This window comes from Noviherbaspirillum album, from assembly GCF_035916955.1.
GTDB classification, from domain to species: domain Bacteria; phylum Pseudomonadota; class Gammaproteobacteria; order Burkholderiales; family Burkholderiaceae_D; genus Noviherbaspirillum; species Noviherbaspirillum album.
In genome coordinates this window covers 38,153-51,776 of record NZ_JAWIIV010000018.1, presented here as the reverse complement: position 1 = coordinate 51,776, position 13,624 = coordinate 38,153, and the positions used below count along the sequence as shown (strand labels likewise).

Below are 13,624 nucleotides of genomic sequence, written 5' to 3'. Positions count from 1 at the left end.
GTGAGATCAGCGACCCGAAATTGAACCGTTTTTCGGGCCGAATCAATAGAAGGCCATAGTCATGAAAACCAAAGTACTGATCGTTGACGATTCCGCGCTGATACGCAGCGTGATGAACGAAATCATCCGCAAGCAGCCCGACATGGAAGTCGTCGGCGTCGCGCCCGATCCCATCGTGGCACGCGAACTGATCAAGCAGACCAATCCCGACGTGCTGACGCTGGATGTGGAAATGCCGCGCATGGACGGCCTCGACTTTCTCGAGAAACTGATGCGCCTGCGGCCCATGCCGGTGGTGATGGTGTCGTCGCTTACCGAGCGCGGCTCCGAGATCACCCTGCGCGCGCTTGAACTGGGTGCGGTCGATTTCGTCACGAAGCCAAAGCTTTCGATTCAGAATGGCATGCTCGAGTATGCGGAGCTGATCACCGACAAGATCCGCGCTGCCGCGAAGGCACGAGTCAAGGCGCGCACCATCGCGCAGCAGGATTCGGCCCGCGTGCCCGGCGAGGCCCTGCCTCAGATCCGCAATCCGCTGACCAGCAGCGAGAAGCTGATCATCATCGGGGCCTCCACGGGCGGCACCGAAGCCATCAAGGATTTTCTGATGCAGATGCCTTCGGACTGCCCCGGCATCTTGATTACGCAGCACATGCCCGAAGGGTTCACCCGGTCCTTCGCCAAGCGTCTGGACAGCCTGTGCAAGATCACTGTCAGGGAAGCGGAAGGAGGAGAGCGGGTACTGCCGGGCCATGCCTTCATCGCGCCGGGTCATTCTCACCTGCAGCTTGCGCGCAGCGGCGCCAACTACGTGACGCAGCTGGACCAGGGACCGCCGGTCAACCGGCACCGCCCCTCGGTCGATGTACTGTTCGAGTCCGCGGCCCGCTTCGCCGGCAAGAATGCGGTCGGCGTCATCCTGACCGGCATGGGCAAGGACGGCGCGCAAGGCATGCTGACGATGCGTAATGCCGGAGCGCATAACTTCGCCCAGGACGAAGCCTCATGCGTCGTGTTCGGCATGCCGCGCGAAGCCATCGCGGTAGGCGCCGCCCATGAAGTTGGAGCCTTGTCGGCGCTCCCGAGCATGGTGCTGGCACATCTTGCGGCGAACAGCAGCAGGGCGCTGCGTGTTTGAGAAGGCATGACTGATATGCGCGTTACTCGCGGCGGCGGGCGGCCACGGTTTTTATCCTGTCCTTCGGGAGAGGGTGATGTTGCTGTGCCGGGCGCACCGGCTGTCATGAGCGGCCAAGCCCGGCAAAGCATTGATAAAAATGCACGATACGGTTGCAATGTGTCGAAAATGTTTCGGTACCGGCATTCTCGTTCACCTTATCCAGCAGCTTTGAGTGCATAATCAAAGGCGAAAAGTTTATACTGAGGCCCTACCGTTCGGGTCTGCAGCAGAACGGCTTGTCGATAACATTTTGCAGAAACAATGGAGTAATTCATGGCGGGTCCGAATACGAAATTCCTGGTGGTCGACGACTTTTCGACTATGCGTCGCATCGTTCGCAATCTGCTGAAGGAGTTGGGCTATACGAATGTCGACGAGGCCGAAGACGGCTCGATGGCGCTGTCCAAGCTGCGTAGCGAACAGTTCGATTTTGTCATCTCCGACTGGAACATGCCGGTCATGGACGGCTTGACGATGCTGCAGAATATCCGCGCCGATGCGGCACTGTCGAAGCTGCCGGTGCTGATGGTGACCGCCGAGGCAAAGAAGGAAAACATCATTGCGGCGGCGCAGGCCGGCGCCAATGGCTATGTGGTCAAGCCTTTCACCGCAGCGACGCTCGACGAAAAACTCTCGAAGATTTTCGAAAAACTTGAAAAGGTCGGAGCCTGACGTGAGTCTGCCGCTCTCCCGGGAGACGGACGCCGATCTCGCGGCGCAGGATGAAATGCTCGCGCGCGTCGGTCACATGACGCGCATGTTGCACGACAATCTTCGCGGACTCGGTTTCGATAAGCTCATTGCCAAGGCGGCGCACGACATCCCGGATGCCCGCGACCGTCTCGACTACGTCGCGAAAATGACGGAGCAGGCTGCGCAGCGCGTGCTGACCGCAACCGAGAATGCAATGCCGATGCAAGACAGCATCGAGAGCGGCGCATCGGCACTCGCGGGAGAACTGCGCTCGGCTCTGGAGGCGCCGCACTCCGAGGCGCACGCCAGGGAGCTGATGGAACGTACCCTGGCTTATCTCGAGGAGACAGGTGCCAATGCGGCATCGTCCCGCCAGCAGATGCTGGACATTATGATGGCCCAGGATTTCCAGGACCTGACGGGACAGGTCATCAAGAAGGTGACGGAACTCGCACACGGCATAGAGCAGCAGCTGGTGCAGCTGTTGCTGGATTATTCTCCGCAGGAAGTGCGCCGCGATGCTGGCACCGGTAACGGTAACGGCAATGGCTTGCTCAACGGGCCCCAGATCAACCCGGCCGGAAACGCGGACGTGGTGTCGGATCAGGGACAGGTTGACGATCTGCTGGAAAGCCTGGGTTTCTGAGCCGGCTGCGGCGAAACCCGCGAGGAACCGCTCCTGCTTTCAAGCTGCGCCCACCTTGGCATGAATGTGCTTCCATTGCGTTTTCAACATGCATTCAGCATTCAGCGTTCCGCATTCAGCTCATTAGCGATATTCTCCCATCACGGACAGTCATTCCATGCAAGCAGAAAAATTCATCGTCCGGGAACCTCTGGTCAACCCGCAGGAGCGGGCTCTCGGGTATGAAATCGCCTGGCAGGGGAGCCGCGCGACGGATGCCGGGCGCGACGATGCGGACATTCTTTTCCTTGCAGGTTTCGTAGCGCAGCAGCTCAACGAGTCCGATTCCGGAGCGCTTCTCGGCGACCAGGTCATCTTCATTGAAGCAAAACCCGCGCTGCTCGCGCATGAGTCGATCTGCGCGCTGCCGCCGAAAGGCACGATTCTCGTGCTGCGGGGCGGCGACCTGCTCGATGACGGAGCGGGCGATGCGATCAGGTCGGCGCGTCAACGAGGTTATGGCATATCCGTGCGCGACGTGGATATTTCCTTGCTCGACAGGGCGGTGCTGGGCTGCCTTACGCATATCGAGATTGCCGTTGATTCGCCGGACTTTCCGGCGCAGGTACAGCAGTTTCGCGCCTTGAATTCGCTGTCCATACGTCTTGTCGCGCGTCGTGTCGACAACTGGCAGGCTTATGATGTCTGCAAGAAGCTGGACCTGCTCGCGTTCGTCGGCAACCTGCATCTGACGCCGCGACCGGGCCAGCATGCGCGTGAACTCAATCCTGCGCAGTCTCTGATCCTGCAGCTGATGGACATGGTGCGCCAGAACGCCGATGTGAAGCAACTCGAAAGCGTGCTCAAGCGGGATGCTGCACTGTCCTACAAACTTCTACGCTACATCAACTCGGCCGGCTTCGGGCTGGGATGCGAGATTCAGTCGCTCAAGCATGCGGTGACCATGCTCGGCTATTCGCCGCTGTACCGCTGGCTGGCGCTGCTGCTCGCCACCGCGACCACCACCGGCTACTCGCCGGTGCTCATGCATGCCGCCATCGTGCGCGGCCGTTTCGCTGAACTCCTGGGCAGCACCTTCCTGCCGCGGCAGGAGGCCGAGAACCTGTTCGTCGCCGGCATGTTCTCGTTGCTCGACAAGCTGCTTGGCGTACCGATGGAAGACGTGCTGGAAAAAATCCAGCTCTCCGAATCGGTTACCCAGGCGCTGCTGTCCCGCGAAGGCATCTACGGCCCTTTCCTTGCGCTGGCAGAGGCTTGCGAATTGCACAGCAAGGCAGTGGAAGACATGGCAGCTTCGCTGTGCATCGATGCCCGCCAGGTGAATCAGGCCCAGCTGTCGGCACTGGCCTGGGCGCAGCGTATTACGCTATGACTATGCTTCGCCGCATTCAGTCGTGTCCGCCGGCCTTGCCGGCCCCAATCTCATGACGTTTTGACTTGTCATGACATCCTTGCTTGCAGATCATTCATCAGCGCGTGCCAATCATCCTGAATAAGACGGGGATTCCGCACTTGTTTTGAGGATGGTCAAACTGTTATTTCGAGAATAATCCTTCCTATTGGCCCTTAATGCGTCGTCCGTCGCATGAGGAAGCTCGCAACAGGAGTCGGCAATGTCCGAGGATAGCGATCTCGAAAAAACCGAACCAGCGTCATCCAGAAAACTGGAACAGGCGCGGGAGGAAGGCGACGTTCCCCGATCGAGGGAGCTTGCCACCTGCACGGTGCTGCTCGCTGCAGGCCTTGGAATGTTGTTTACCGGTGAGGGCATGATCCGCAGTCTCAATCGCATGCTGGCATCCGGCTTGTCGTTGGAACGGGAACACGCATTCGACGAAAGCCTGCTCATGGTGAGGCTTGGTACCCTGGTTTTCGATGCGCTGGTGGCGATGCTGCCGTTCGCCGGACTCCTCCTTCTCGTGGCGATTGCTTCGCCGCTGCTGATCGGCGGCTGGCTGTTCACCACCAAGTCGCTGACACCCAAATTTTCCCGCCTTAATCCCATGAGCGGCATCGGCAACATGTTCTCGGTGCGCTCTCTTGTCGAACTGCTCAAGGCCATCGGCAAGACGCTGCTGGTGGGCGCCATTGCCTGGTTCGTCATCAAGGGTCAGTTCGAACCGATGCTGGCGCTGGCCACCGAACCGCTGCAGTCAGGCAGCGCCCATCTCGGCGACATGCTGGTGACCGGCTTCATCGCAATTGTTTGCGGCCTCGTTGTGATCGCGCTGATCGATGTGCCATATGTGCTGTGGCAGTATGCGAGCAAGCTGAAAATGACCAAGGAAGAGGTTCGCCAGGAGTCCAAGGAATCCGACGGCGATCCGCATGTGAAGGCGCGCATCCGCCAGTTGCAGCGCGAGATGGCCAAGCGCCGCATGATGTCCGAAGTGCCGACGGCCGATGTGGTCGTGACCAACCCGACCCACTATGCGGTCGCATTGAAATACACCGAAGGCAAGATGCGCGCGCCGAAAGTCGTGGCCAAGGGCGCCGATGAAGTCGCCGCCAAGATCCGCGAAATCGCCGCGGAGAACAAGGTGGCGCTGCTCGAAGCGCCGCCGCTGGCCCGCGCGCTTTACAAGCATGCCGAACTCGGCGATGAAATTCCCGCCACGCTCTATACCGCGGTGGCCGAAGTGCTGGCCTATGTATTCCAGCTGCGCGCCTACGGCCAGCACGGCGGCCTGCGCCCAGAAGCGCCGGACAACGTCCCGGTTCCGCCGGAGCTCGACCCGCACAATCCGGCGTCGCAGAAACCTGACGGACGCATGCAATGAACAGCCTTAAAATGCCCGCATGGTTGTCCGGACAAGGCAAGGCGCTGGCGGCGCCCATCCTCATCATCATGATGCTCGCGATGATGGTGCTGCCGCTGCCGGCCTTCGTGCTGGACATGTTCTTCAGCTTCAATATCGCGCTGTCCATCATCGTGCTGCTGACCAGCCTCTATACGGTCAAGCCGCTCGACTTCATGGCATTCCCGGCGGTGCTGCTGGTCTCCACCATGCTGCGCCTGTCGCTCAACGTGGCTTCCACGCGGGTGGTGCTGACCGAGGGCCATAAAGGCCCGGACGCCGCCGGCAAGGTGATCGAAGCCTTCGGCCACTTCCTGATTGGCGGCAACTACACGGTGGGTATCGTGGTGTTCGTCATTCTTACCATCATCAACTTCGTGGTGGTGACAAAAGGTGCGGGCCGTATCGCCGAGGTCGGTGCCCGTTTCGCGCTGGATGCGATGCCGGGAAAACAGATGGCCATTGATGCCGACCTCAATGCCGGTCTTATCGGCGAACAGGAGGCACGCCGCCGGCGAACCGAAGTGTCGCAGGAAGCCGAATTCTACGGCTCGATGGACGGTGCCAGCAAATACGTGCGCGGCGATGCGATCGCCGGCATCCTCGTCACCGTGATCAATTGCTTCGGCGGACTGGTCGTGGGCATGGTCCAGCATGAGATGGCCTTCGATGCCGCCCTCAAGAACTACACGCTGCTGGCCATCGGCGACGGCCTCGTCGCGCAGATTCCCTCGCTGATCATTTCCACTGCCGCAGGCGTGATCGTCTCGCGTGTTTCCAGTGAACAGGACATTGGCGGCCAGATGGTCAACCAGCTGTTCGCCAAGCCGCAGGTCATGTACATCACCGGCGGCATCATCGGCGGCATGGGCATGATCCCCGGCATGCCGCATATCGCATTCATTCTGCTGGGTGGCGCCTTGTGCGGCGGTGCTTATCTGATGAGGCAACGGATACAGAAAGAGGAAGAGGCCCCGCCGCCGGTGCCGGAAGCCGCGCTTGCGCCGCCCGAATCGGAAGAGGCGTCCTGGCAAGATATCGTGCCGGTCGACACGCTCGGGCTGGAAGTCGGCTATCGCCTGATCCCGCTGGTCGACAAGGGCCAGAACGGCGAGCTGCTGCGCCGGATCAAGGGCATCCGCAAGAAGTTTGCGCAGGAGGTTGGCTTCCTGTCGCCTCCGGTGCACATCCGCGACAATCTCGAACTCAAGCCGGCGGCCTACCGCATCACACTCAAGGGTGTGGAAGTCGGCACCGGCGAAGCCTATGTCGGACAGTTCCTGGCGATCAATCCGGGCATGGTCAACGGCACGCTCCCGGGCACCGTCACCACCGATCCGGCCTTCGGCCTGCCGGCCACCTGGGTTGACGGCGGCATGAAGGAGCATGCGCAGGCGCTGGGCTACACGGTGGTGGATGCCGGCACCGTGATCGCCACCCACCTGAACCACCTGATCACCTCGCACGCCGCCGAATTGCTGGGCCGCCAGGAGGTGCAGCAGTTGCTCGACCACCTCGGCAAGGAAAGCCCGAAGCTGGTCGAGGATCTGGTGCCGAAGATGATTTCGCTGTCGGCGCTGCAGAAAGTGCTGCAGAACCTGCTGATCGAAGGCGTACACATCCGCGACATGCGCACCATCATCGAAACCCTGGCCGAATATGCGGCGCAGACGCAGGATCCGAACGAGCTGACGGCCATGGTCCGCATCGCGCTCGGCCGCGCCATCGTCCAGCAGATTTTCCCGGCGACCAACGAGCTGTCGGTGATTACCCTCGACAGCCGCCTCGAACGCATATTGATGCAGGCGCTGCAGTCCAGCGGCCCCGACGGCGCCGGCATCGAGCCGGGTCTGGCCGATACCATCGCCGCGCAAGCCGAACAGGCCGCGCGCCAGCAGGAACAGATGGGACTGACACCGGTACTGCTGGTGCCCGGCCCGCTGCGTGCGTTGCTGGCGCGCTTCCTGCGCCGCGCTCTGCCGCAGCTCAAGGTGCTGTCGCACCAGGAACTTCCGGATTCAAAAACAATTAGAGTCACCAGCCTGGTTGGAGGCCAAGCATGAATGTAAGAAAATTTTCCGCCAGTTCGTCCCGCGACGCATGGCGCCAGGTGCGCGAAGCGCTCGGGCCCGATGCCGTCATCCTCTCCAACAGGACGATCAACGGCATGATCGAGATCCTGGCGATGGCACCCGAAGACATGTCGTCGCTGTCGGAGCCGGTGGTCGAAAGGCCGGCGCTGTCGGAGTCGACGCTCAATGCCTTCGGCGCCGGCCGCCAGCAGGAAGTCCAGGCAAGGCAGGCTCCGGTGTCATCGCCGAGGCCTTCCTCGGACGACAACCAGGCCGCAAACCTGGCCGATGCCCTTGCCGCCAGCCGCGATGCCGCACCGGCATCCCACGGCGGAGCCGAGCTGGCGCAAGTGATGAGCGAACTGCGTTCCATGCGCGGCATGCTGGAATCCCAGCTGGCCGAGATTGCCTGGAGCACCCAGCAAAAGCGCGAACCGGCGAAGGCCGCCGTCCTGCGCGAACTGCTCTCCGCCGGCTTCAGCGCCAGCCTGGCGCGTTACCTCACGCAGAACCTGCCGAAGAACGAGACGGCCGAAAATTGCCTGACTTGGGTGAAGTCGGTGCTGTCGCGCAACCTCAGCATCATCGGTAACGAAAACGAGATTCTCGACAAGGGCGGCGTCTATGCGCTGGTCGGACCCACCGGCGTCGGCAAGACCACCACCACCGCGAAACTGGCGGCGCGCTGCGTGATGCGCCACGGCGCCGGCAAGCTGGCACTGATCACCACCGACGGCTATCGTATCGGCGGCTACGAACAGCTACGCATCTACGGCAAGATCCTCGGCGTGATGGTGCATTCGGTCAAGGATGAGACCGACCTGCGCATCGCCCTCGACGAACTGAAGAACAAGCATACCGTGCTGATCGACACCGTCGGCATGGGCCAGCGCGACAAGATGGTGGCCGAACAGATTGCCATGCTTTCCGGCACCGAATCCACGGTCAAGCGCCTGCTCTGCCTGTCCGCGACTTCCACCGGCGAAACCCTGAACGAAGTCGTGCGCTCCTACCAGGGCGGCGGCCTGGCCGGCTGCATCATGACCAAGCTGGACGAGGCAGCCACCGTCGGCAACGTGCTCGACGTAATGATCCGCCAGAAGCTCAGTCTCTACTATGTGGCCAACGGCCAGCGCGTGCCGGAAGACTTGCATGTGCCCAATGCCCATTATCTGGTCGACCGCGCGTTCAAGCTCAAGCGCGAGACTGCGCCGTTCCAGTATTCCGATGAAGAGCTGCCGCTGGTCATCGCCAATACCGCTCATGCAATGAATGACAAGAGCCTGCGCGAGGTGACACTTGGCTAGTTTCGATTTCGACCAGGCCGAAGGCCTGCGCCGCATGCTGGCCGGCCCCAAGCCGCGTGTGTTCACTTTCCTGTCGGCGGCATCGCCGGATGAAAAAGGCGCGATGCTTGTCAACCTCGGCGCCTCGCTGGCGCAGGCGGGCAGGGACGTGCTGCTGCTCGACGCCTGCGTCGGCGCGGACGGCATCGCCTCGCGCCTGAAGGCGGTGCGCGGAAGTTCGCTGCTGCAGGCATCGCAGCACGACCGCGCCTTCGACGAGCTGATGCAGCCCATGCCCCAGGGCTTCAGCGTGGCGGCGTTGAAGCGCGGTGCGCAGAAGCTGCCCGAGAGCGGCACCGAAGGCGCGCGTCGCCTCGATGATGCGTTCGGCGTGCTGACCGCGCGCGCAGATATCGTGGTTGTCGACGCGGAACTCGACGGCAACGACGCATTCGCCATTCCGGCGCTGGCGGAAACCGAAATCGTGGTGCAGGTGTCGAACAGCCCTGCATCGATCAAGGCCGCCTATACGCTGATCAAGCGGGTCAACGGCCAGCTCGGCCGCCGCCCGTTCAGCCTGCTGGTGACCGGCGCCTCCGACAAGGAGGCGCAGCTCGTGTACCAGAACATGGCGCAGGCGGCCAATCGTTACCTGGCGGTGAAGCTCAATTCCATGGGCTCGGTGCCTCCCGATGAACACCTGAAGAAAGCCATGCACCTCGGCCGCGCCGTGGTCGATGCCTTCCCGCTGGCGGGCGCTTCCGTTGCCTTCCGCCGACTGGCCGGAAAGTTCGTATTGTCCGATGCGGCGGCGGCGCGATAACATGGCATTTCTGGGATGGATGCCCGGCTGGGCATCCGAAACGAATCAACACAATGTATACCGTTAGCGGAAAATCCGACAAGAACCACTTGCTGGAAATGCATGCTCCGCTGGTCAAGCGTCTGGCCCACCAGATGAAAGCGAAGCTGCCGCCCAGCGTAGAAGTCGACGACCTGATCCAGGCCGGCATGATTGGCTTGCTGGACGCGGTGAGCCGCTATGAAGACACGCATGGCGCCCAGTTCGAAACCTATGCGGTGCAGCGCATCCGCGGCGCGATGCTCGATGAGCTGCGCAGCAGCGACTGGCTGCCGCGCAGCATCCGCCAGACCATGCGCAAGATCGAAGAGGCGATGAACAAGGTGCAGCAGCGCCTCGGACGTCCTCCCAAGGAGGCGGAGATCGCCGCCGAGATGAAGCTGTCGCTGACCGAATACCAGGGACTGCTGAGCGAAGGCAGCGGCCACCAGCTGGTGTATTACGAAGACTTCCACGAGAAGGACGAAAACGAGCATTTCCTTGACCGCTATTGCGTCGACGAGTCCGGCGATCCGCTGCAGAGCCTGATGAACGGCGGCTTCCGCCAGGCAGTGATCCAGGCGATCGAAGCCTTGCCCGAGCGCGAGAAAATCCTGATGGGGCTCTACTATGAGCAGGAAATGAACCTGAAGGAAATCGGCGCCGTGATGGGCGTCTCCGAATCCCGGGTATGCCAGCTGCACAGCCAGGCAATTGCCCGCATGCGCGCGCGTCTCAAGGGTCAGGCATGGACTGGGCTAGCCTAGCCGGACTGCTGCTGGCGCTGGCCGGCATCCTGTTCGGACAGATGATCGAGGGCGGGCGTATCGATTCGCTGCTGCAGCCGGCCGCCTTCATGATCGTTACCGTCGGCACGCTCGGCGCGGTGCTGCTGCAGAGCGGCAGCCGCAACGTGATGCGCGGCGCGTCCATGCTGCGCTGGGTGTTCCGCCCGCCGGAAGACAAAAGCGCCGGCATCTCGCGCGATCTCGTCACCTGGAGCAACACCGCCCGGCGCGAGGGTCTGCTCAGCCTCGAACGCCATCTCGGCGCCGTCACGGATCCTTTCACCGAAAAGGGCTTGCGCATGGTGATCGACGGCATCCATCCCTACAAGATCCGCGAAATACTCGATGTCGATGTCTCCACGTTCGAACGGCGCGAACGCCAGGCGGTGAAAATCTGGGAAGCTGCCGGCGGCTATGCGCCGACCATCGGCATTCTCGGCGCGGTGCTCGGGCTGATCCAGGTCATGGAAAACCTGTCCGATCCCTCCAGGCTGGGCAGCGGCATCGCAGTCGCGTTCGTGGCCACCGTCTACGGCGTCGGCCTCGCTAACCTGGTGTTCCTGCCGATCGCCAACAAGCTCAAGTCCATCGTCACCGACGAGGTGCGCCGGCGTGAAATGCTGACCGATGTTTTCTGCAGCGTGGCCAATGGCGACAACGTGCGCATCGTCGAAGAGCGCATGCTGGCCTACCGCTGATCGCTCGACACCATGCCGCGCAAGCAATACCGTGAAGATGAGGACGATAGCGATGACCACAACCGCTGGCTGGTCTCGTATGCCGATTTCATCACGCTGCTGTTCGCGTTTTTCGTGGTGATGTATGCGCTGTCTTCCGTTAATGAAGGTAAATACCGGACACTGTCCAGTGCCCTGACCGATGCCTTCGGCGGCGTGCAGGTGATCCGGGCCCCGGAGGAGGCGCCGCAGGTGGTGCAGGGCTTGCCGCGGCCGTTGCCCGTACGCCCGCGCACGACGGAAAACATGCGCAGGGAAAAGGAGAAACTGACCGGCGTCGCCCGCGACATTCTCGGCGTGCTGGCGCCGCTGGTAGACCAGGGCAAGGTCAGGGTAACGCAGACGGCGCGCGGGGTCACGGTGGAAATCAATGCCAGCGTGCTGTTCGCGCCCGGCGACGCGCGCGTGGCGGAACACAGTGCCGAAGCGCTCAGGGCGGTAGCCTCCGTGCTGAAGGACGACGACCATGCAATCCAGGTCGAAGGCCATACCGACAATCAACCGATCAGCAATGCCCTCTATCCGTCGAACTGGGAACTGTCGGCGGTGCGCGCCTCCAGCGTGGTCAGGCTGTTCGTTGACGGTGGCGTGGCGCCGGCGCGCCTGACGGCGGTCGGCCGCGGTTCGGCCAAACCGGCGGAATCGAACGAGTCGGCGGAAGGGCGAATGCGCAATCGCCGGGTGGCGATCATGGTGCTGTCGAATCTGCCCGAGTCGGAAACGGAAGTCCCGGTCCCGGGCAGGGAAAGAAAATAGGAAAAGGATTCAGTACGGCGGGGCTCGGTACGGCGCCGGGAGATGCCGGCGCAAAGCCTATGACCGGGGAGCTTAGCCGACGATCAGGGTGCGGCTGCCGCCGGAGGAAGTCGTCTGGCCTGTCGGTCCGTACATGGTGCCGCCGCCCTGGTTGCCCTGCAGGACGCTCAGGGCATTCTGGTTGCGCGACATGTGCTGGCCGATCAGCAGGCCGTTGGTGCGATTGAGTTCCTTGGCGTCGCGCGCCAGGTCCAGCAGCGCGTTCCATGTCTGTCCGGCTTCCGCGGGCGCGCTCCTGACCCATGCCAGCATGCCGGTCTCGTCGGCGCTGAAGCCGGCGGCGGCGAGGCTGCGATGGCGTGCCAGCGCCAGTTCGGTCATGCGGGCGACGGTTTTGGTCTTCTCTTCGATCGCCGCGGTCAGTCCCTCCAGGTTGGCCTGGATCAGGTGTTCCTGCTCCTGCTTCAGCAACTGCAGCAGGGCATTCCCCGCGGCGAGTTCTTCATTGAGGCTGTCGCCGGGATTGCGGACTGGGTTTTGCATGACTTCCTGCCTGGCTGATTATTACTTGCTTGCTTGCTTACTTGCGCGTGCGGATCAAGTCGTTGACCGTATCCAGCAGGCCGTTGGCGACCTTTTCAGGATCGACCTTGAACGTGCCGTTGGCGATTGCCGCCTTGATCTCTTCCACCTTCTTGGTGTCGAACACGCCGCCGGCGCTGGTCTGCGTCAGCGATTGCGCGGTCGACGACAGGTGGACGCTGTCGGTTTCGGACGGTGTCGAGCTGACGCCGGCTGTCTTGTCGGCACCCTTGCCGGTGCGGGCTGGTGCGGCGGGGAGGCCGAGGCCGCCGGTCTTTTTCAACGGGTCATCGATTTTCACGGCAATTCCTTAACTGTTTGCAGATACTGTTTGCGGTCTAACGGTTCTTGTCAGAAGGTATATCGACGCTATCCGGGAAAACTTTAGCGGTGAATTGAAACAGTTTGAAAGTTTTTTCATGCCAAACCGTCAATAAGTTACTTCCACGATGCCGCCGGCCTTGGCAATGCCGCTGACCACCTGTCCGGAGGGTGTGCGCGCCTGTGCGATCTGACCTTCGCTTGCATTGTTAAGTGCCCGTGCTTCGGCGGAAACCCGGAAGCCCGGGCCGTTGGATACCACGCGTACCGTTTGTCCCTGCTGGACGGCGGCCTGGCTGCGCAATGCGTCACTCCGCAGCGGAGTGCCCGCGGCCAGCGACAACGCGACGGTGCGGCCGACGGCTTGTCCGGCGTCGGTAACGATTCCCGCCGGCAGGGCCGTCAGGTCGCCCTTGATGCGGGTCACGTCATTGGGGCCGATTGCCTGTCCCTGCGCCAGCGGCGCGGCGGCGATCACGTATTCGCCAATCACCTGCACCGTGGCAGCGACATAAATCGTCCAGGGTGAAGGCGCGGTGCAGCGCACGCCCACCGTGGTCCTGCCCCATACCCGGCTGCCGTTGGGCAGGAAGGCTTCCGGTGCGGCGCAGGCGGGGAGATTGGAGCGCGCATCGACCTGGCCGACGCTGAGGTTCACCTGGCCGGGCAGTCCGGCGCTTTGAATGCGCAGAAATTGCTCGACCGTCTGCCGCAATGCCGTCGTATCCTGCCGCTGGTAGGCGGGCGCGGTTCCGGCAGTCGCCTGGGCGGCAGAGGTTCCGGCGAGGCCGGAAACGCCGGCCAGGAGCCAGAGTGCTGAGTGCAGTGCTTTTGCGGATGGTTTCATTGTGGCCGTGATGCGGGACTATCAGGCCAGAATCTTACGCATGCGGCGGGCAATCAAAAGGGTGAAAAGGCGAGCCT

The 13,624-nt window shown here is 62.2% G+C and carries 14 protein-coding genes; 11 read left to right on the top strand and 3 right to left on the bottom strand.

Going from position 1 to position 13,624, the window contains the following annotated elements:
• Window positions 1-61: 61 nt before the first annotated feature.
• The 11 genes from RY831_RS19705 (at window position 62) to motD (ending at window position 11,797) form a co-directional block, all read left to right on the top strand.
• Window positions 62-1,138, top strand: coding sequence for a protein-glutamate methylesterase/protein-glutamine glutaminase (locus RY831_RS19705; RefSeq protein ID WP_326508093.1), 1,077 nt, complete (start codon window positions 62-64; stop codon window positions 1,136-1,138).
• A gap of 315 nt (window positions 1,139-1,453) precedes the next feature.
• The gene (cheY, locus tag RY831_RS19700) at window positions 1,454-1,852 is read left to right on the top strand and encodes a chemotaxis response regulator CheY (protein WP_326508092.1); all 399 of its coding nucleotides are present in this window, start codon (window positions 1,454-1,456) and stop codon (window positions 1,850-1,852) included.
• 7 nt (window positions 1,853-1,859) lie between these two features.
• A complete protein-coding gene (gene cheZ, locus RY831_RS19695; protein WP_437126298.1) occupies window positions 1,860-2,519 on the top strand; it encodes a protein phosphatase CheZ in 660 nt (219 codons plus the stop codon).
• Window positions 2,520-2,676: 157 nt separating this feature from the next.
• Entirely contained in the window at window positions 2,677-3,891 is a 1,215-nt protein-coding gene (locus tag RY831_RS19690; protein ID WP_326508091.1) for an EAL and HDOD domain-containing protein, read from the top strand.
• Between the two features lie 241 nt (window positions 3,892-4,132).
• Window positions 4,133-5,299, top strand: coding sequence for a flagellar biosynthesis protein FlhB (gene flhB / locus RY831_RS19685; RefSeq protein ID WP_326508090.1), 1,167 nt, complete (start codon window positions 4,133-4,135; stop codon window positions 5,297-5,299).
• Entirely contained in the window at window positions 5,296-7,380 is a 2,085-nt protein-coding gene (flhA, locus tag RY831_RS19680) for a flagellar biosynthesis protein FlhA (RefSeq protein ID WP_326508089.1), read from the top strand. Before flhB ends, flhA begins: the two co-directional genes overlap by 4 nt.
• Window positions 7,377-8,696, top strand: coding sequence for a flagellar biosynthesis GTPase FlhF (gene flhF / locus RY831_RS19675; protein ID WP_326508088.1), 1,320 nt, complete (start codon window positions 7,377-7,379; stop codon window positions 8,694-8,696). Before flhA ends, flhF begins: the two co-directional genes overlap by 4 nt.
• Window positions 8,689-9,498 carry a MinD/ParA family ATP-binding protein gene (locus RY831_RS19670; RefSeq protein ID WP_326508087.1) on the top strand — a complete coding sequence of 270 codons (810 nt, stop codon included), beginning with the start codon at window positions 8,689-8,691 and terminating at the stop codon, window positions 9,496-9,498. Before flhF ends, RY831_RS19670 begins: the two co-directional genes overlap by 8 nt.
• A gap of 53 nt (window positions 9,499-9,551) precedes the next feature.
• Entirely contained in the window at window positions 9,552-10,283 is a 732-nt protein-coding gene (locus RY831_RS19665) for an RNA polymerase sigma factor FliA (protein WP_326508086.1), read from the top strand.
• Window positions 10,265-11,002: a flagellar motor protein gene (locus RY831_RS19660; protein WP_326508085.1), complete on the top strand. Its 738-nt coding sequence runs from the start codon at window positions 10,265-10,267 to the stop codon at window positions 11,000-11,002. Before RY831_RS19665 ends, RY831_RS19660 begins: the two co-directional genes overlap by 19 nt.
• 12 nt (window positions 11,003-11,014) lie before the next feature.
• On the top strand, window positions 11,015-11,797 hold the full coding sequence (gene motD / locus RY831_RS19655) for a flagellar motor protein MotD (RefSeq protein ID WP_326508084.1): 783 nt from the start codon (window positions 11,015-11,017) through the stop codon (window positions 11,795-11,797).
• A 72-nt stretch (window positions 11,798-11,869) separates the two neighbouring features.
• Here the strand turns inward: motD and RY831_RS19650 are convergent, their stop codons facing one another.
• The 3 genes from RY831_RS19650 to flgA all read right to left on the bottom strand — a co-directional run bounded on the left by RY831_RS19650 (window position 11,870) and on the right by flgA (window position 13,547).
• Window positions 11,870-12,340 (bottom strand): flagella synthesis protein FlgN, encoded by a 471-nt coding sequence (locus RY831_RS19650; RefSeq protein WP_326508083.1) that lies wholly within the window; start codon window positions 12,338-12,340, stop codon window positions 11,870-11,872.
• 37 nt (window positions 12,341-12,377) lie between these two features.
• The gene (flgM, locus tag RY831_RS19645; protein ID WP_326508082.1) at window positions 12,378-12,680 is read right to left on the bottom strand and encodes a flagellar biosynthesis anti-sigma factor FlgM; all 303 of its coding nucleotides are present in this window, start codon (window positions 12,678-12,680) and stop codon (window positions 12,378-12,380) included.
• A gap of 129 nt (window positions 12,681-12,809) precedes the next feature.
• Window positions 12,810-13,547, bottom strand: a complete 738-nt coding sequence (gene flgA, locus RY831_RS19640) for a flagellar basal body P-ring formation chaperone FlgA (protein ID WP_326508081.1) — start codon at window positions 13,545-13,547, stop codon at window positions 12,810-12,812.
• Between the last annotated feature and the right edge of the window lie 77 nt (window positions 13,548-13,624).

Bases quoted from the DNA above. Each gene is read 5' to 3' on its own strand.
- RY831_RS19665 (WP_326508086.1), top strand. From the start codon at position 9,552: ATGTATACCGTTAGCGGAAAATCCGACAAGAACCACTTGCTGGAAATG.
- flhF (WP_326508088.1), top strand. From the start codon at position 7,377: ATGAATGTAAGAAAATTTTCCGCCAGTTCGTCCCGCGACGCATGGCGC.
- flhA (WP_326508089.1), top strand. From the start codon at position 5,296: ATGAACAGCCTTAAAATGCCCGCATGGTTGTCCGGACAAGGCAAGGCG.
- RY831_RS19690 (WP_326508091.1), top strand. From the start codon at position 2,677: ATGCAAGCAGAAAAATTCATCGTCCGGGAACCTCTGGTCAACCCGCAG.
- RY831_RS19650 (WP_326508083.1), bottom strand. From the start codon at position 12,340: ATGCAAAACCCAGTCCGCAATCCCGGCGACAGCCTCAATGAAGAACTC.
- flgA (WP_326508081.1), bottom strand. From the start codon at position 13,547: ATGAAACCATCCGCAAAAGCACTGCACTCAGCACTCTGGCTCCTGGCC.
- motD (WP_326508084.1), top strand. From the start codon at position 11,015: ATGCCGCGCAAGCAATACCGTGAAGATGAGGACGATAGCGATGACCAC.
- RY831_RS19705 (WP_326508093.1), top strand. From the start codon at position 62: ATGAAAACCAAAGTACTGATCGTTGACGATTCCGCGCTGATACGCAGC.
- cheY (WP_326508092.1), top strand. From the start codon at position 1,454: ATGGCGGGTCCGAATACGAAATTCCTGGTGGTCGACGACTTTTCGACT.
- RY831_RS19660 (WP_326508085.1), top strand. From the start codon at position 10,265: ATGGACTGGGCTAGCCTAGCCGGACTGCTGCTGGCGCTGGCCGGCATC.
- flhB (WP_326508090.1), top strand. From the start codon at position 4,133: ATGTCCGAGGATAGCGATCTCGAAAAAACCGAACCAGCGTCATCCAGA.